Genomic DNA, 17,415 nt, shown 5'->3' on the forward strand with positions numbered 1-17,415 from the left:
CCTTCAGGTCTCGGTCGCCAGGACTTCGCCGACCAGTTGTTGAATCATCTGCGCATCGAAGGGCTTCTCGATGCGCGGGTTGGGAATGCGCTCCAGGAACTGCCGGGCCCGCGTGGTGTACGAGCCGCCCGTGATGAAGATGAAGCGCAGGCTCAACCCGGGCTCCCGCTCGCGCACCTTCTCGTAGACGTCCATGCCGGTGATGCCCGGCATCATCAGGTCGCAGAAGATGGCGTCGAAGGGGCCGCCGGAGTTCAGCTTCGTCAGGGCCTCCTCGCCGCTGCCCACCACCGTCACCTGGTGCCGCTTTCCGATGATGCGCGCCAGCGAGCGGCCCACCGCGGGCTCGTCGTCAATCACGAGCAGGCGCCCGCTGCGCTCGGAGGACGGCGCGGGCATGGGCGGCGCCTCGCGCGGCATCGCGTCCGCGGGCGCCGGCGGCAGGCGCACCGTGAAGGTCGTCCCGCGCCCCGGCTCGCTGCGCACGGTGATTTCACCGCCCAGGCCCCGGATGATGCCGTGGCAGATGGACAGCCCCAGGCCCGTGCCCGCGCCCACCGCCTTGGTGGTGAAGAACGGGTCGAAGATGCGCGCCAGCACGTTGGACGGCATGCCGGAGCCGGTGTCGCTGACGTCCACCGCCACGCCGCCGTCATTCCCGGGGCGCACCCACAGCGTCACGTGCTGGTTGTTCGGGTCCCCCTCGGGGATGGCCTGCGCGGCGTTCACCACCAGGTTGAGGAACACCTGGCCCAGCCGGGACGCGTCCGCGTGGACATGCGGGACGTCCTCGTAGCGCTTGATGACCTGGGCGCGCGGCTTGAGCTCGCTGGAGGCCAGCTTGAGCGAGAACTCCAGCGACTCGCGCACGTCGAGCAGCTCCCGGCGCTCCTCGTCCTGGCGGGAGATGTACTTCAAGTCCCGCACGATGTTGCGCACGCGCGTGGCGCCCTCGTGGGCCTCCTTGAGCAGCTCCACCGTGTCCTTCAGCGTGAGGGACCAGTTCGGCGCGAGCGCGCCGTCGGGCAGCATCCGCCCCAGCTCTCCGCCCAGCCGGTGCATGGTCTCCATGGAGGACTCCAGGTTGGCCATGACGTAGGTGAGCGGGTTGTTGATTTCATGGCCCACGCCCGCCGCGAGCGTGCCCGCGAGCACCATCCGGTCCGACTGGAGGAGCTGGGCCTGCATGCGCTTGCGCTCGGTGATGTCGCGCGCCATCACCACCACCGCGCGCTCGCCGTCGAAGTCCACCGGCAGGCCCGCGCTCTCCGCGTCGAACCACGTCCCGTCGCGGCGCATGTAGCGAATCTCGCGCAGCGGGGCGAACTCCCCCAGTGCCACCACCGCGTGGACCCGCTGGCGCACCACGTCCAGGTCATCCGGATGGACGATGGTCCAGATGGGCCGGCCGATCAGCTCTCCCGCGTGCTCGTACCGCAGCGCGCGCAGGAGCGTGGGGTTGACGTAGATGAAGCGCTGCTCGCGGTGGACGAAGATGGCCTCGGGCGCCGTCTCGATGAGCTTGCGGAAGCTCTGCTCGGAGCGGTGCAGCGCCTCCTCCGTGCGCTTGCGCTCCGTGACGTCCTCGAAGGCGAACAGCCGGTAGCGCGACGCGTCCCCGCTGGCCCCCATCGTCGAGCACAGCCTGCGCAGCGTGCGCCCGCTGGCGAGCACCGCCTCGTCCCCGTGCAGCGGCACCCCGTCCAGCCCCGCACAGGGGCTCAAGCGCAGGAAGTTGGCCGCCTCGCCCGAGTGCAGGCAGTGGTCCACCACGTCCTCGTGGGAGACCTGCCCCTTGCGGATGGCGCCCTCCAGGGGCTCGATGCCCCACAGCTGGCAGAAGCGGTGGTTCGCGTAGAGCACCGTGCCGCTGCTCACCTCCACCACGTAGAGCCCCAGGGGCAGGCCGTCGCTCAGCGTCCAGGACGGGACGGCCCCGCTCTCATCGGTGCCTCGGGCCGCTTCGACGCGCTCGAGCGCGGGGGGTGACTCCATCCTCCGCACCGTGCAGTACAGCGGCCCACCTTCCGCGGCGCTGGCCGCGCTCCAGATGAGCCAGGCCCACGTTCCGTCCCGTCGGCGCCACCGGCACGAGAAGCGCGTGGTGCCCGGGGTCCGGGTCAGCAGCTCCAGCCGCGCCTCCACCGACTCCAGGTCCTCGGGGTGCACGAAGCCCCGGTAGCCCTTCAGGCGAAGCTCCGTGGGAGACCAGCCCATCGTCACGGTCCACGCTGGATTGGCTTCGAGCACCCGACCCTGCGCGCCCAACACCACGAACAATTCGGTGGAGAGCTCGAAGAAACGGTGAGCCCACTGCTCCATCAACATTGCGTTCCTTCGACGCGCTACGGCGCGTGACGTCACGGCCAGAGAGGGGGGCTGGACCGCACGCCTTGGGTGCCTGACGGGGACAAACGTGTCTTCAGTGACATAGACACTATTTCTGGAAAAAATGCATGTCCGGAATGGATTGACCCAGGGGCGTGAGGGCAGACCCAGGTGTGTCCAACCGGTGAGCCCACACACCCGGCGCCGCTCAATCCCTGTCGCGCTCCCGGGACACGCGCGCGGGCTGGCAACGCAAGCACAAGCACATCAGAAATAAACGGCGCGGCTGGGAGCAGGGAGCCAATGGCTTGTCCTCATCCCAGCTCAAGCCGGGGATTCCCCGCTCAAATGCAGACTCACGGTGAAGTCGACTACATCTCCTTACCTGGAAGTGGCGGTGTCGCTGTAAAATTGAACCATCTTCCCGGAAATAGTGTTCGCTTGTACGCGGAGTGAGGCACAACGCTTGACGGCGTTGCGAATGATCTTCAACATGCCCGCCACGTTTCCTCCTCAAGAGTGAGACGCAGCGGCGGTGTTCGCCTCCCCCAAAAGCGATACCGCCGTATGAAGTCCCAGTTGAGCCCCGCGCGCCGCGTTCCCCCTCTCGGCGCGCGGTGGCCCCTGGGATTCCCCGTATCCTCCTGAAATCAGCGGGCAAGCGGCCTCAGATGCGCCGTGTCTCGCGTGTATCTGGCTTGCGAGCCCTCCAGGTCGGGCGGAGAGTGGGCGCCTCTTCCGGAGGTCCCATTGCCCGTCTCCTCGCTTCTCGTGTCGTCGTCGCTCGCGCTCCAGCTCGTGTCGGGGGCGGCTCCCGCCGGGGCGAAGCCTGTGTCCACCCCGTCCGCGGCGCCGGTGAAGGCTTACATGCCGCCCCTGGCCACGGCGGAGAAGCTGGTGGGGCCCGCGCTGACGGAGGGCCGGGCCTATGCGCGGCTGGCGGAGCTGACGGATGGGATTGGCCCGCGCCTGTCTGGCTCGGAGGGCGCGGCGGCGGCGGTGCAGTGGGCGCTGCGGAGCTTCAAGGCGGACGGGGTGAAGGCGTGGACGGAGCCCGTCAAGGTGCCGCGCTGGGTGCGGGGCGAGGAGCGCGGCGAGGTGCTCGCGTCCCCGCTCACGCGAGGCCACCCGCTGCACCTGCTGGCGCTGGGCGGCAGCCCTCCCACCGCGCCCGAGGGGCTCACCGCGGAGGTGGTGGAGGTGACGTCGCTGGAGCAGTTGGCCGCGCTGGGTGAGTCGGTGAAGGGGAAGATTGTCTTCTTCAACCACACCATGGCGGTGCCGGCGGACTACGGCCGCTTCGCGGGCTTGCGCGGCCGGGGCCCGGCGGTGGCGGCGAAGGCGGGCGCGGCGGGGGCGCTGGTGCGCTCGCTGGCCACCGCGTCGCTGAGCACGCCGCACACGGGGTCCACGCGCTTCGACGACGCGGGCCCGCGCATCCCCGCCGCGTCCATCACGACGGAGAACGCGGAGCTGCTCCACCGCCTGCTCGCCAAGGGGGCCGTGCGCGTGAAGCTGGTGCTGGGCGGCTCGGAGCTGCCGGACGCGGACTCGCACAACGTCGTCGCGGAGATTCGCGGGCGGGAGAAGCCGCAGGAAATCGTGCTCATCAGCGCGCACCTGGACTCGTGGGACGTGGGCACGGGCGCGCATGACGACGGCGCGGGCGTGGTGATGGTGATGGAGGCCGCGCGCCTCATCGCGAAGCTGCCGCAGGCGCCCCGGCGCACGGTGCGCGTGGTGCTCTACATGAACGAGGAGAACGGGCTCGCCGGTGGACGCGCCTACGCGGAGGCGCACGCGGCGGAGATTCCCAAGCACGTGGCGGCCATGGAGATGGACTCGGGGGGCGGCCGTCCGGTGGGGGTGAGCCTGCGCGCGGGCGCGGGTGGACAGGCGCTGCTCCAGCCGTGGATGTCGCCGCTGGTGTCGCTGGGCGCGGCGGCGTTCTCCTCGCGCGAGGCGGGTGGCGCGGACATCAGCCCCCTGATGCCGGCGCGGGTCCCCTTCTTCGGCGTGGAGGTGGACGCCAGCCGCTACTTCGACGTGCACCACACACACGCGGATACGTTGGACAAGGTGGACCCACAGGACCTGGCGCGCAGCACCGCCGCCACCGCGTGGGTGACGTATGCGATGGCGGAGTCGCCGGAGACGCTCGCCCGACCGGAGGCGCCCGCGTCCGCGCCCGTGGCCGCGCCGCCGAAGGCCGCGACGGGGCACTGAGTCATCCGAGGCCATGCGATGGATCAGGCGCCTGCCTGGTCCGTCGCGTGTGCTCGTCGTTGACGCTCCGGGAGGTCCATGGTTGCGTGGCACGCGTCCCAGCCACGGCCCCGCCGGGACAGTGATGAGCGCCTCGTGACTGTGAATGCTCGAAACCCTCGGAGTCTCCGCGACACCTCCGCCCCCGACGCGGTGGGCTGGCTCGTGTCGGACGCGAGGCTCCTGCCGAACCCGGCTCCCTTGCTGGAAGGCGTGTGTGAGCGATTGACCGCCCGAGGTGTCCCCCTCGCGCGCGCCTCCATCTCCCTGTTCACCCTGCACCCGCTCCTGCACGCGCGGAGCTTCCGCTGGCGCGCGGGCCAGTCCTCCGCCACCACGGAGGTGCACCCTCACGGCCTCCAGCACCTGCCTGCCTTCGCGCAGAGCCCCTTCAAGGCGCTGCGCGAGGGGGTGCCCGTCATCCATCGCCGGCTGGAGCAGCCGCTGGCCCCGGATGACTACCCGATGTTCCAGGGGCTGCGCGAAGAGGGGCTCACCGAGTATCTGGCGCTGCCGGTGTGCTTCAGCGATGGCTCGCGCCACGCGGTCTCCTGGTCCACGTCCGAGCCCGGGGGCTTCACCGACGCGCAGCGGGCCTTGTTGCAGGAGCTGCATCCGCTGCTGGAGCTGGTGCTGGAGGTCATCGCGCGCAAGGACATGACGGGCGTGTTGCTCGACACGTACCTGGGCCGGGACACGGGCCGGCGCATCCTCCAGGGACAGATTCGCCGAGGGGATGGAGAGACGACCTCCGCCGTCATCTGTCTGAGCGACTTGCGCAGCTTCACCGCGCTGTCGGATGCGCTGCCTCGCGATGCGTTGTTGGAGCTGCTCAACGCCTACTTCGAGACGATGGTCAGCGCGTTCCATGCGCACGGCGCGGAGGTGCTCAAGTTCATGGGCGACGCGGTGCTCGCCATCTTCCGCATCGACGCGGAGTCGCCCGTGGAGGAGCGGTGCATGGCCGCCGCGCGCACCATGCGCGAGGCCGTGGCCGCCACCGCGCGAGACAATGCCTCTCGCCGTGAGCAGGGCCTCACGCCCTATGAGTTCGGCGCGTCGCTGCACGTGGGCGATGTCATGTACGGGAACATCGGCGCCTCGGACCGGCTCGACTTCACCGTGATTGGTCCCGCGGTGAATCTGGCCAGCCGCATCGCGGGCCTGTGCGCGGGCCTCAACGAGCCCGTGCTGCTGTCGGAGTCCTTCGTCTCCCACTACCGGGGCGGCGTGAAGGACCTGGGGCGCCATCCCCTCAAGGGCGTGCCGCACCCCATGCGCATCTACACGCTGGGGTCGGAGTCCTCCGCGCGGACGGTCGCCGCCTGAGACCGCGTGCGCGTGAGCGGCTGCTCGGGCAGGCGCAGCGTGACGAGGAACGCGAGCAGCGCGACGAGGATGGCGCAGCGGTACACGTCCTTCACCGCGGTGGTGTAGGCCTCCTTCAGCGCCTGGTCCGCGCGGTCCACGGCGGAGAGGGCGTCGTCCAGTTGCTCGGGGCGTGAGGACGCCAGCTCCGTGCGCAGGCGGGCCTTGAGGGCCTCGGGCTCGAAGGCCGTGTGTGACGGGCCGCCTTCTCCGGGGGCGCCGGAGGTGGCGGACAGCAGCTCGGCGCGGAGGTGGGAGGGGAGTCCGTCGGTGGCCTGGGCCACGCGGGTCTTCAGCTCGTGGGAGAGCGTGGTCGCGAACACGGCGCCCATCAGCGCCACGCCCAGCGTCATGCCGAGCTGGCGGAAGAACGTCGCCGCGGACGTGGCCACGCCAATCTGTTGCGCGGACACCGCGTTCTGGATGGCCACGGTGTAGAGCGGAATCGAGGGGCCCAGTCCCAGGCCCACGAGGACCATCTTCACCGTGACTTCCGCTTGCGTGGACTGGGGCGTCAGCGTGAAGCCCATCACCGCGAAGCCCCCGGCGAGGAGCAGCAGCGAGCCCAGCATCAGCTCCTTGTAGCGCCCCAGCCGGGACACCAGTTGCCCGCTGACCACGTTGCCGGCGACCACGCCCAGGGTGAGCGGTGTGAGCGTCAGGCCCGAGTGCGTGGCGGACAGCCCCACCACGTTCACCATGAACAGCGGCAGGAAGACGACGCCGGAGAGGAACACCGCGCCGACGATGAACACCGCCGCGTTGCCCAGGCTGAAGGTCTTCAGCTTGAAGAGGCGCAGGTCCAGCAGGGGCTCCTCGGTGTGGGTCTCCACGCGGATGAAGGCCGCGGTGCCCACCGCCGCGAGCGCGAACAAGCCCAGGATGGGCCCCGAGCCCCACGCCCAGCCGATGCCTTGGGTCTCCTGCTCGCGGGCATGGCCCAGGCTCAGCGCGAGGAGCAGCGGCACCACGGCGAGCGCGAGGGTCCCCGCGCCCGCGAGGTCGAGCTTCCCGCGAGGCACCCCTTCCGGCCGCAGCCGAGGCATGCGGAGCAACACGAGGGCGAGCGCCACCGCGCCCACGGGGAGGTTGATGAAGAAGACCCAGTGCCAGCCGAGCCGGTCCGTGATGAAGCCACCGGCCAGTGGGCCGACGACGCTGGACAGGCCGAACATCGCGCCGAAGAGGCCCTGGTACTTGCCGCGCTCTCGAGGCGGGAAGAGGTCGGCGACGACGGCCAGCGCGCCGGTGAACAGGGCGGCGCTGCCCAGGCCCTGCACCGCGCGGAAGAGGATGAGTGTCACCGTGGAGCGGGACACGCCGCACAGGAAGCTGCCCAGGAGGAAGACGGTGATGCCCGCACCCAGCACCGCGCGGCGGCCCACCAGGTCGGAGAGCTTTCCCCAGACGGGCACCATCATCGTCGAGGCGACGAGGTACGACGTGGTGAGCCACGGATAGAGCGACGCGGGGATGCCCAGGTCCGCCTGGATGGAGGGGCCCGCGGTGGCGACGATGGTCTGGTCCAGCGCCGCGAGCAGCAGGCCCAGCAGGGCCCCCAGCATCGTGAAGACCTTCTGCGTGCGGGTGAACGTGGGGAACGCCGCGGGCGATGCCATGTGCTGGCGAGCTTGGGGACCTTGCCCGGGATGTGCCAGCACTCGCTCGCGACAGGTTGGTCGGCCAACAGCTCGTGTGGGGCCGGGCGGCGTCAAGCGGGGCTGGCTGGGATTGTCTGACAATGAAAAGGCAAGCGCCCGATTCCCCTCACGGGGCAAGCATCGGGAGGGGTTGTTCGTGCCAGGGAATAGGTTGGAAGACCGTGCCCTTCGAGGAGACCGACATGCGCTCATGGTGGAGATGGCTGGCTGTCGTTGGGGCGGTGTTCGGGGGCAGCGGGTGTGAGGACAACGAACCGTCGGAGCGCTTGCTCTCGGAGACGCCGTTGTGGCGGGTGACGGCGGCGCCGAACAACAGTGGAGAGTGCTTTGGCGGCTCCCTGGCGCTCGCGGACTTCAATGGCGATGGCCGCAAGGACCTGGTGGTGGGGACGGAGCTGTGTCAGGAGCCGTGGTTCGCCTCGAAGTTCCCGGGGCGCGTGTCCATCTTCCCAGGGCAGGAGTCCTTCTTCTCCACCCAGCATGTCTCCGCGTTGATGACGTGGCGGTCCACCAGCCCCCTCGCCTCCGGAGTGAACCTCGGCGTCTCGGCCGGCGATGTGAATGGGGATGGCTTCGCGGACCTGCTCGTGCATTCGCGCTTTGGCGTCAATGTCTTCCTGGGACAGGCGGACCTGGAGACGATGCTGCGAGAGCCCGCCTTTCGCGTAGCTGGCGGCAACCAGCTCTCGGCAAGCTCCTTCCTGGACCTGAACGGGGATGGCCTCGGCGACTTCATCGTCAACCATCTCGGGCAAGAGGAGTTCTACCTGGCGACGCCTGGCGCTCCCTCGGGACTCTTCACCCGCGCGCTCGTCCGTGAGGGATTCCATTTCTCCCTGCCCATGGGCGACCTGAATGGAGATGGCGCGGAGGACGTGCTGCTGTCGATGGGGCCTGGTCAGCCCAGGGGCTACTTCCTGGGGTGCAAGCCCGGCTCCGCGTTCTCGTGCAATGGTCCCATCTCGTCGGAGCCCTGGCACACGGAGTCCGAAGAGGTCGTGTCCCGGTTGATTCCAGACATGAACGGGGATGGGTACCCGGAGGCTTTTCTCGGCGGGCAGGGAGGAGTGAGTGAGCTCCGCCTCTCCGAGCCGGATGGGCGGCTTGCGTCCTCGGCGGTCTGGTCCATGCTGGGTGACCCCGTGTATCCCCTCTTCGGGGATGTCTTCCGCATGGTGGGGGACCTGGATGGGGATGGTCACCGGCAAGACTTTGTCGTGGGCTCCATCGGTCGACTCTATGTCTTCTCGCCACAGGGAGACGTCTCGGAGGCCTTGCAGTCTGTCTGGGCCTGGCCCAGGGCGGACACCCTCCCCAATGGCTATGACGCCTACCGGCGCTATGTCGTGGAGGCGCCTGGCGACCTCGATGGAGATGGCCTCGAGGATCTCATCGTGGCCAGCAGGACCTATGGCGAGGACATGAGCCAATCCAGGGGAGACGTGAGCGTCTACGGGGGAGGGAAGCGACCGGCCCGACCTGTCGACCCGCCGCGCCTCCTGGCGTTCGAGGCCTGCGGCCTCGGGAGGGGCGCGGAGACGGGCAAGCCGGACCTGACGGTGGACAAGGACGCGCTCCAGCGCTCCGTGCATGTGACCTGGAGGACCTTCGCCGCGGAGGGGTGTGAGGTGAAGGAGCAGTGCGTGAATGCGCCGGGACGACGCAAGCTCCTGCGCTTCAGCACCGTCATCCAGAACCTGGGCAACCGGTCCGCCATCCTCCCATCCATCGCCGAGAACCCGGACCTGTACGTCTACGACGAGTGCCACCGGCACGACCACCTCATCAACTTCGCGGCCTATGAGCTGCGCGATACCAGCGGGCAAAGTGTGCTGACGGGGCGCAAGCAGGGCTTCCGCTTGCTGGACCTCTTCAGCTACTGCGCGGATGCGGCGCCGCAGGGCGTGTACGGCTCCATGGGCATCTCCCCGGGCTGGGCGGACATCTACACCGTCGACACGCCGTGCCAGTGGGTGGACATCACGGACCTGCCGGACGGAACCTACGACTTCCAGGTCAGCGTGGACACGCGAGACATCGTCGACGAGGGGACCGTCCACCCCAACACGGTGTCCTTCCCGGTGAGGCTCGAAGGAAACGCCGTGACGGTGCTTCCATAGGTCTCGGGCAGGCGAAGCCCTTCAAAAGACAATCATCCCGCGGACGTCTCCACGCCGACGTGTAGCGTGAGTGCATTCGTCGCTGGATTTCGTCTGTCGTGAAGGGGGACGCATGCGTTCGTTCTGGAGGACCCTGGCCGTAGCCAGTGTGCTGTGCGTGGGCTGTTCGGATGACGAGCCGGGTCCTCCCGCGAAGCCCGAGGTGCTGCTCTCCCAGACACCGCTGTGGCAGGTGAAGGCGGACCCGAGCCGGACCAACGAGTGCTTTGGCGGCTCCGTGGCGCTCGCGGACTTCAATGGCGATGGCCGCAAGGACCTGGTGGTGGGCACGGAGCCTTGCTCGCGGCTGATGCGTGGGACTCCACACCCGGGCCGGGTGTCCGTCTTCGTGGGGCAGGAGTCCTACTTCTCCACCCAAGAGGTCTCCGCGTTGATGTCCTGGCCCAGCACGCATCCGCGGGCCTCCGGGACGGCGCTGACGGTGGTGGCGGGCGACGTGAATGGAGACCGCTACGCGGACCTGCTCGTGCGCTCCCGCTATGGCGCCTCGGTCTTCCTGGGGCAGGAGAACCTGGAGGCGATGCTGGCCGAGCCTTCCTTCCGTGTGCCGGGGGCTGACCGGTTCCAGCTCTGGGGAGGCCACTTCGTCGACCTGAATGGAGACGGGCGCGACGACCTCATCATCTCGCGCTCCAACGAGCAGCGCTTCTACCTGTCCACGCCGGGAGCGGCGGAGGGGCCCTTCACCCTGGTGCGCACCCGGCCGGGCTTCCTCTCCGCCACGCCCGTGGGGGACCTCAACGGGGACGGCGCGGACGACGTGCTGCTGCCGACGGAGGACGGCCAGCGGGGTTACTTCCTCGGCTGCAAGACGGGGGCGGCCTTCGCCTGCGACGGCCCCATCTCCGCCACGCCCTGGCGACTGGAGCCGCTGGGCCGTGGAGGACTCTCCCTGGCCGACATGAACGGGGACGGGCACCCAGAGGCCTTCGTCTCCACGGAGAGGGGGCCGCTCCAGCTCCACCTCTCCCAGTCGGACGGAACCCTCTCCGCGTCGCCCATCTGGTCCACGATGGGCGACCCCACCTTTCCCCTGCTGGGGACGGGAGCCTGGTCGGTCGGCGACCTGGATGGGGATGGTCAGCGCCAGGACTTCGTCATGGGAGCCTTGGGGCGGCTCTATTTCTTCTCGCCCGACGCGGGCGTCTCGCAAGACCTCGAGCCCGTCTGGTCCTGGCCGGAGGAGAACACCATCCCCAATGGCTACGACGTGTACCGGCGCTACGCCGTGGCGGTGCCTGGAGACCTGAATGGAGATGGCATCGATGACCTCATCGTGGCCAACACCGCGTCGGGAGACAGCCTCGAGCAGCCCGTGGGCGACGTGGCCATCTACTCCGGAGGGAAGGTGCCCCCGACGCGTCGCGAGCCTCCGTACATGCCCGCGCCCAGGGCCTGTGGCCTCGCGCTGGACCCGGTGAACGGCAAGCCAGACCTGACGGTGGACGCGGACGTGCTCAAGCGCACGGTGCACGTGATGTGGCGGACCTTCGGTGCGGACACGTGCGAGGTGCAGGAGCAGTGCGTGGGGGCCGCTGGCCGTCGCAAGCTCTTGCGCTTCAGCACCTCCATCCTGAACCTGGGCACCAAGGCCGCCGCCCTGCCCCCCATTGGCGAAAACCCAGACATGTATGTCATGGACGAGTGCCACGGCCACTACCACCTCAACAACTTCGCGGCCTACGAGTTGCGCGACGCCAGCGGGAACACGGTGCTGTCGGGGCGCAAGCAGGGCTTCTACCTGGTGGACTTCCAGAGCTACTGCACGGACGCCTCGCCCGCGGACTACACCTTCGACCCGATGGGAATCTCCCCGGGCTGGGCGGACATCTACACGCTCGACACGCCGTGCCAGTGGGTGGACGTCACGGACCTGCCGGACGGCGACTACACCTTCCAGGTCAGCGTGGACACGCGGGACATCGTCGACGAGGGGACAGTCCATCCCAACACGGTGGGCTTCCCGGTGCGCCTGGAGGGAGACACCGTGACGGTGCTGCCGTAAACCTCGCGGGGCCATGAGCCCCGAGCACCCGCTGTACCTGGACCACAACGCCACCACCCCCGTGGACCCGGAGGTGGTGGACGCGATGCTGCCGTACCTGCGCGAGCACTTCGGCAACCCCTCCAGCGGCCACCCCTACGGACGCCGCGCGCTCGAGGCGCTGGAGGAGGCCCGCGCGAAGGTGGCCGCGCTCATCGGCGCGAAGCCCTCCGAGGTCCTCTTCACCTCCGGCGGCACGGAGTCCAACAACCTGGCCATCCGAGGCACCGCCGAGTCCCGCGCGGAGCGCCGCCACGTCCTCACCTCCGTCATCGAGCACCCCGCCACCCGCCTGCCCTGCGACGCGCTGGAGTGGCGCGGCTGGCGCGTGACGTGGCTGCCCGTGGACGCGCAGGGCCGCGTGCGCGTGGAGGACGCGGCGCGGGCGCTCGACCCGGAAACCGCACTCGTGTCACTGATGCACTCCAATAACGAGACGGGCGTGCTCCAGCCCGTGTCGGAGGTGGCGGCGCTGGCCCGTCGCCACGGCGTCACGGTGCACACGGACGCGGCGCAGTCGGTGGGGAAGGTGCCGGTGGACGTGACGGCGCTGGGGGTGGACCTCCTCACTCTGGTGGGGCACAAGCTGCGCGCGCCCAAGGGCGTGGGTGCGCTGTATGTGCGCCGGGGCACGCCGCTGCGTGCGGTGACGCTGGGCGGCGGGCAGGAGCGGAGCCTGCGGCCCGGGACGCAGAACGTCCCGTATGCGGTGGGCCTGGGCGTCGCGTGTGAGCTCGCGGGCCGCCGGCTGGCGAGGGGCCTGGCGGAGCAGGTGGCCCTGCGCGAGCGGCTGTGGACCCGGCTTCGTGTCTCGATTCCGGGATTGGCCTTGAGCGGTGAGGACGCGGAGCGGCTGCCCAACACACTCCATGTCCGCTTCCCTGGCGTGCGAGGCAGCGCGGTGCTGGACGCGGCACCCGAGGTCGCGGCGTCCACGGGCTCCGCATGTCACGAAGGGGGAGAGACGGCGTCCTCCGTCCTGCGGGCCATGGGGGTGGGCGAGCAGGAGGCCCTGGGCTCCGTGCGCCTGTCGCTGGGGCCGGAGACGTCGGCGGAGGAGGTGGACCAGGCGGCCGACGCACTCATCCGCGCATGGCGGCGGGTGGGATGAAATCCGTCATGCAATCAACCCCAGGGCTCTGGCGTAGGAGCAGGAACCGGAGCATGCATCCGGTGCGGCGCCGCGCGCCTGTGCGAGAGGTTTCTACGTGAGCTTCAGGGTCGACGTGTGGGAGGGCGGGCGCATCGCCTTGTTCTCGCTGAAGGCGAACCGTCTGCGGACCGTGCTGACGACGGTGGGCATCGGCGTGGGGGTCTGCACCCTCCTGGCCATCGTCGGCATCATCCAGGGCATCAACCAGTCGTTCGCGGACCAGCTCGAGCAGATTGGCTCCAACACGATTCAGGTCTCCAAGTTCCCTTGGACCATGGGCGGGGACTGGTGGGAGTACCGCAATCGGAAGAACCTGTCGGCGGACCTGGTCCCCGCCATCCTCAAGTCCTCCGAGCACGTGGTGGCGGCGGCGCCCATCTACTTCGAGCGCGCGGAGGCGCGGTTCCTGGATCGACGGATGTCATCGGTGCTGGTGCTGGGCACCACGCCGGACGCGGCCATCATCTCCTCGTTCTTCGTGGACCTGGGCCGCTTCCTCACCACGGCGGACGTGGAGACACGCTCGCAGGTGGTGGTGTTGGGCTCGGAGGTGGCGCGCACGCTGTTCCCCGGGCTCAATCCCTTGGGCCACCGGCTGGTGCTGGGCAGCAAGCCCTACCGCGTGGTGGGCGTCATGGAGTCCAAGGGCACGGTGCTGGGGGACAACCAGGACCTGCAGGTCTTCATCCCCTACCGCTCCTTCCAGTCGCACTTCGGCAAGCGCAACTCGCCCGTCATCAACGTGATGGTGGACTCGCCAGACAACGTGCTCTCGGCGCAGGACCTCATCGGCGCGGCGCTGCGGCGCGAGCGCAAGACTCCGCCCGGGGCGGGTGATGACTTCGCGCTCAACCGGCCGGAGCAATTGGCCAACATGTACGCGCAGCTCACGGGGGCGCTGTACGGCGCGGCCACGGGCGTGGGGTTGATTACGCTGCTGGTGGGCGGCATCGGCATCATGAACATCATGCTGGTGTCGGTGCGCGAGCGGACGCGGGAGATTGGCGTGCGGCGCGCGCTGGGCGCTCGCAAGCGCACCATCATCATCCAGTTCCTGATGGAGGCCGCGAGCGTGTCCGCGGTGGGCGGGGTGATGGGGACGCTGGTGGGGCTGGGCCTGGCGAAGACGGTGTCGTGGATAACGCCCCTGGCGGCGGCGGTGCAGCCGCTGACGATTGTCGGAGGCGTGGGCTTCGCGGCGGCGGTGGGCCTGCTGTTCGGCATCTGGCCCGCGGCGCGAGCGGCGAACCTGGACCCGGTGGAAGCACTCCGCCACGACTGAGCCGAGGAACTTCTTCCATGATGGCCTTGCTGGATACCTTGCGGTTGGCGTTCGGGACCTTCGTCTCCAACCCGCTGCGCTCCTTCCTGACGCTGCTGGGCATCGTCATCGGCGCCACCACGGTGGTGTCGATGATGGGAATCATCGAGGGCCTGCGCAACGAAGTGAACGAGAACATGTCGGAGCTGGGCTCCAACTGCTTCCAGGTGCAGCGGTTGCCTTTTGGCGCGGGCAACCTGTCGGCGGCGGAGATGGCGCGGCGGCCGCGCTTCACCGACGCGGACCTGGAGGCCATCATCAAGCTGCCCTCGGTGTTGACGGCGGCGGGTGAGGACTCGAAGGGCGGGCAGAAGATGTACACGGCGCTGCGTGAGACGCGCGCCAACGTAGGCGTGTGGGCGGGGACGCCGGAGTACTTCCAGACGAACTCGGTGACGGTGGCGACGGGGCGTGCCTTCACGGACGTGGAGTATCTGGATGGCCGTCAGGTGGCGGTGGTGGGACCCAACATCGCGGACGTGTTGTGGCCCGGCATGCAGCCCCTGGGGCAGTCATTCCGCCTGAAGGGCCGCACGTTCGTGGTGGTGGGCACGCTCCAGCGCAAGGGGAGCTTCCTGGGCGGTGGCGGGCAGGACAACAGCCTGATGATTCCGCTGACCACCTTCCGTCCGCTGTTCGGGGTGAGCGACTACCGCGTGAGCGTCCAGGCGCACTCCGGGGAAGTGGTCAAGCGGGCACAGGATGAGGTGACGCTCCTGATGCGCCGGCGTCATGGCCTGACGCCGCTGGAGCCGGATGACTTCTTCGTGTTCTCCAACGAGAGCGCCACGGAGATGTTCAACGGCATGTCCAAGGTGATTTCCGCGGCCAGCTTCGGGGTGTGTCTGTTGTCGCTGCTGGTGGGCGGCATCGGCATCCTGAACATCATGCTGGTGGCCGTGACGGAGCGAACGCGGGAGATTGGCATCCGCAAGGCGCTGGGCGCGAAGAAGCGGCGCATCCTGGCGCAGTTCGCCACGGAGGCGGTGGTGCTGTCGCTGGCCGGTGGCTTGCTGGGCGTGCTCCTGGGGATTGGCGCGTCCCACCTGGTGCGCTGGGTGATTGGCCTGCCCACCGAGGTGCCTGCCTGGGCGGTCTGGCTGTCGCTCGCGATGAGCAGCGGTGTGGGCCTGGGCTTCGGTATCTACCCGGCCGCACGCGCGGCGAAGCTGGACCCCGTGGAGGCGATGCGAACAGAGTAGGCGCGGCTGCTCCGAGCGTTGGGAGTTCGCGTGCCGACTCGATACTTCAGGCTCACTGAAGCGGTGGAAGCGGGCGACTGGTCCCTGGGAGACCTGCTGGACGAAAAGGGCCGGGAGCTGGAGGACCCGTCGCGGTTCACCTCGGGGCAGCCCGTTGCTGCCTCGGGGCCCCTGAAGCTTCGTGTTCGAGAGCAGGGGCGGCGGCGCGACTTCACCTTGGCTGGCGCCAGCGGGATTCCCGTGCTGCACAGCAAGATGTCGAACTGCTTCGCTGAGTTCGCCGCCGAGGAGACTCAACTGCTGTCCGTGGCCGTCAAAGGCGGCTCGGGTGAGTACCATGTCCTCGTGGCCACCCAGCGCGTGGCGTGTTCGTCGGAGATGCAGGTCGGGAATGTGGCCACCTCTGGCGACACTCGCGGCGTCGGAGGGATGCGGATCGACCCGGGGAAGGTCGGCGGACTCCTGGTGTTTCGCGCCGCGGGAGGCGCCGACGCGCTCATCATCTCCGAGCACCTCAAGAGCGTCCTGGAGCGCGCCAGGCTCAGAGGCGTGGCCTACGAGGAAGTCTGAGCCGACCTGGCACGCAGGGCGAAGCGGCACTCCGGTGAGGCCTCGCGCCCGGAGCGAATGCGCCACCTGAAATCGACCTGTGTCTCGTGAGAAGGGGCCTGCTCCGCGTCATGCGCGGACCAGGCCCCTTTGGACTTCGAGACTACGGGCAGGGAGCCGTGCAGATGAGCTGGCCGGTGATGGGGTGCTTGTAACAAATCGGGGCGCACTCAGAGGCAGGGGCCGCCGACTTGAAGCCCGTCGTCACGGTAAAGACCGCGGCGACGGCGGCGAGGACAGCGGCAACACGGAGGTTCTTGCGAGCCGACATGGTGTGTCTCCTGAATGTGAATCCGTACGGCCCCGACAAGATGCTGTTGTCGGCAATGAAAGACAACTGAGAATTATCAAGACACCCTAGATACGTCTGGGTTGGAAAGTTGGACACCCGCTTCGCCGGGTGATGCGAAGCGTTTGTCTTTGGGTCGGCGCGGGCGTCAGAACCGGAAGGTGGTGCCCAGCTGGAGGAGTGGCTCGAACGACTCCGTTTCCGTACGTGTCGTCTCTCCGGGCTCCCGAGGACACACGAAGTAGATGCAGACGGGCAGCAACGGCGGCTCGCTCTTGGTCCGCGTGACGACGTGCTGGACACCCGCTCCGAGCGAGATGAGCCAGCGGTTCGCGAACGCATGGGAGTAGCCCACGAGCGCGCTCAAGGACTGGCGGCGGCCACTGTTCTCGTAGCCGGTGTCCGCGTCCGTGCCGGAGTCGAACCAGGTGAGGGCGCCCTGCGCGGACACGAAGGCACCCTGCAAGGGTCGCTCGCCGAAGGAGATGCGCCCTCCCGCCTGCACGCCCAGGCCCAGGTTGTTCGTCGTGAGGAGCGTGCCGGCGAACACGGAGAGGTGGTCATCGAACGCCCGCTCCATGCTCACCGAGAGGGCGGGGGACTCACCGCCCTTCGCGTCCAGGCGATGCGTGTGTCCCTGGACGCCGACGTTGAGCGCCGTCTTCAGGGGCTTGGTCCCGGGCGGCGGCGCGGGCCGCGCGGAGACCTCCTCTTGCGCGTGCGCGAAGGTGGGGAGGGTGAGCAGTCCTGCGAGAAGAAACGGCAGTCGATGGCGGGGGAGGTCCATGGCGCGTGCCCATGGCAAGGGATGTGCCGCGCGGAAGTCCCGGTGAAGACACGCGAGGAGGACGGCGAGGTGTGCAAACGCGTGCACAAGTGCGAAGGCCACCGCCTCGTGCTGCGTGACGAAGGTGGCGGCGGAGGTCGCTCGCGGGGGCGGCACCCGGTGGGTTGGGGGAGGGAGGCACTGGCCATGGGCCCGTGGTAAGGGCTGC

At 69.0% G+C, this 17,415-nt stretch carries 11 protein-coding genes; 8 read left to right on the forward strand and 3 right to left on the reverse strand.

The features are described from left to right. Positions 1-3: 3 nt before the first annotated feature. The gene (locus tag MYSTI_RS00405) at positions 4-2,322 is read right to left on the reverse strand and encodes a hybrid sensor histidine kinase/response regulator (RefSeq protein WP_233278118.1); all 2,319 of its coding nucleotides are present in this window, start codon (positions 2,320-2,322) and stop codon (positions 4-6) included. A 756-nt stretch (positions 2,323-3,078) separates the two neighbouring features. On the opposite strand from MYSTI_RS00405, the gene MYSTI_RS00410 reads away from it, so the two are divergent. Beyond that, positions 3,079-4,554 (forward strand): M20/M25/M40 family metallo-hydrolase, encoded by a 1,476-nt coding sequence (locus MYSTI_RS00410; protein ID WP_015345704.1) that lies wholly within the window; start codon positions 3,079-3,081, stop codon positions 4,552-4,554. Positions 4,555-4,689: 135 nt separating this feature from the next. Beyond that, positions 4,690-5,922, forward strand: a complete 1,233-nt coding sequence (locus tag MYSTI_RS00415) for an adenylate/guanylate cyclase domain-containing protein (RefSeq protein WP_169558594.1) — start codon at positions 4,690-4,692, stop codon at positions 5,920-5,922. Here the strand turns inward: MYSTI_RS00415 and MYSTI_RS00420 are convergent. Beyond that, on the reverse strand, positions 5,877-7,580 hold the full coding sequence (locus MYSTI_RS00420) for an MDR family MFS transporter (protein ID WP_015345706.1): 1,704 nt from the start codon (positions 7,578-7,580) through the stop codon (positions 5,877-5,879). The genes MYSTI_RS00415 and MYSTI_RS00420 overlap by 46 nt on opposite strands. A gap of 224 nt (positions 7,581-7,804) precedes the next feature. Between MYSTI_RS00420 and MYSTI_RS00425 the strand changes: the two genes are divergently transcribed. The 6 genes from MYSTI_RS00425 (at position 7,805) to MYSTI_RS00450 (ending at position 16,092) form a co-directional block, all read left to right on the forward strand. Next, positions 7,805-9,742 (forward strand): lysyl oxidase family protein, encoded by a 1,938-nt coding sequence (locus MYSTI_RS00425; RefSeq protein WP_015345707.1) that lies wholly within the window; start codon positions 7,805-7,807, stop codon positions 9,740-9,742. Positions 9,743-9,854: 112 nt separating this feature from the next. After that, positions 9,855-11,807, forward strand: a complete 1,953-nt coding sequence (locus MYSTI_RS00430) for an FG-GAP-like repeat-containing protein (RefSeq protein WP_015345708.1) — start codon at positions 9,855-9,857, stop codon at positions 11,805-11,807. A gap of 13 nt (positions 11,808-11,820) precedes the next feature. Continuing rightward, on the forward strand, positions 11,821-12,957 hold the full coding sequence (locus MYSTI_RS00435; RefSeq protein WP_015345709.1) for a cysteine desulfurase family protein: 1,137 nt from the start codon (positions 11,821-11,823) through the stop codon (positions 12,955-12,957). A gap of 97 nt (positions 12,958-13,054) precedes the next feature. Beyond that, a complete protein-coding gene (locus MYSTI_RS00440) occupies positions 13,055-14,281 on the forward strand; it encodes an ABC transporter permease (protein WP_015345710.1) in 1,227 nt (408 codons plus the stop codon). A gap of 17 nt (positions 14,282-14,298) precedes the next feature. Next, positions 14,299-15,522: an ABC transporter permease gene (locus MYSTI_RS00445; protein WP_015345711.1), complete on the forward strand. Its 1,224-nt coding sequence runs from the start codon at positions 14,299-14,301 to the stop codon at positions 15,520-15,522. A 30-nt stretch (positions 15,523-15,552) separates the two neighbouring features. Continuing rightward, positions 15,553-16,092 carry a hypothetical protein gene (locus tag MYSTI_RS00450; protein WP_015345712.1) on the forward strand — a complete coding sequence of 180 codons (540 nt, stop codon included), beginning with the start codon at positions 15,553-15,555 and terminating at the stop codon, positions 16,090-16,092. A 476-nt stretch (positions 16,093-16,568) separates the two neighbouring features. Here the strand turns inward: MYSTI_RS00450 and MYSTI_RS00455 are convergent, their stop codons facing one another. Continuing rightward, the gene (locus MYSTI_RS00455) at positions 16,569-17,207 is read right to left on the reverse strand and encodes a hypothetical protein (RefSeq protein ID WP_052350851.1); all 639 of its coding nucleotides are present in this window, start codon (positions 17,205-17,207) and stop codon (positions 16,569-16,571) included. Between the last annotated feature and the right edge of the window lie 208 nt (positions 17,208-17,415).

It is taken from the genome of Myxococcus stipitatus DSM 14675, assembly GCF_000331735.1.
Classification (GTDB): Bacteria; Myxococcota; Myxococcia; order Myxococcales; family Myxococcaceae; genus Myxococcus; species Myxococcus stipitatus.

Bases quoted from the DNA above. Each gene is read 5' to 3' on its own strand.
- MYSTI_RS00405 (WP_233278118.1), bottom strand. From the start codon at position 2,322: ATGGAGCAGTGGGCTCACCGTTTCTTCGAGCTCTCCACCGAATTGTTC.
- MYSTI_RS00420 (WP_015345706.1), bottom strand. From the start codon at position 7,580: ATGGCATCGCCCGCGGCGTTCCCCACGTTCACCCGCACGCAGAAGGTC.
- MYSTI_RS00425 (WP_015345707.1), top strand. From the start codon at position 7,805: ATGCGCTCATGGTGGAGATGGCTGGCTGTCGTTGGGGCGGTGTTCGGG.
- MYSTI_RS00430 (WP_015345708.1), top strand. From the start codon at position 9,855: ATGCGTTCGTTCTGGAGGACCCTGGCCGTAGCCAGTGTGCTGTGCGTG.
- MYSTI_RS00435 (WP_015345709.1), top strand. From the start codon at position 11,821: ATGAGCCCCGAGCACCCGCTGTACCTGGACCACAACGCCACCACCCCC.
- MYSTI_RS00445 (WP_015345711.1), top strand. From the start codon at position 14,299: ATGATGGCCTTGCTGGATACCTTGCGGTTGGCGTTCGGGACCTTCGTC.
- MYSTI_RS00455 (WP_052350851.1), bottom strand. From the start codon at position 17,207: ATGGACCTCCCCCGCCATCGACTGCCGTTTCTTCTCGCAGGACTGCTC.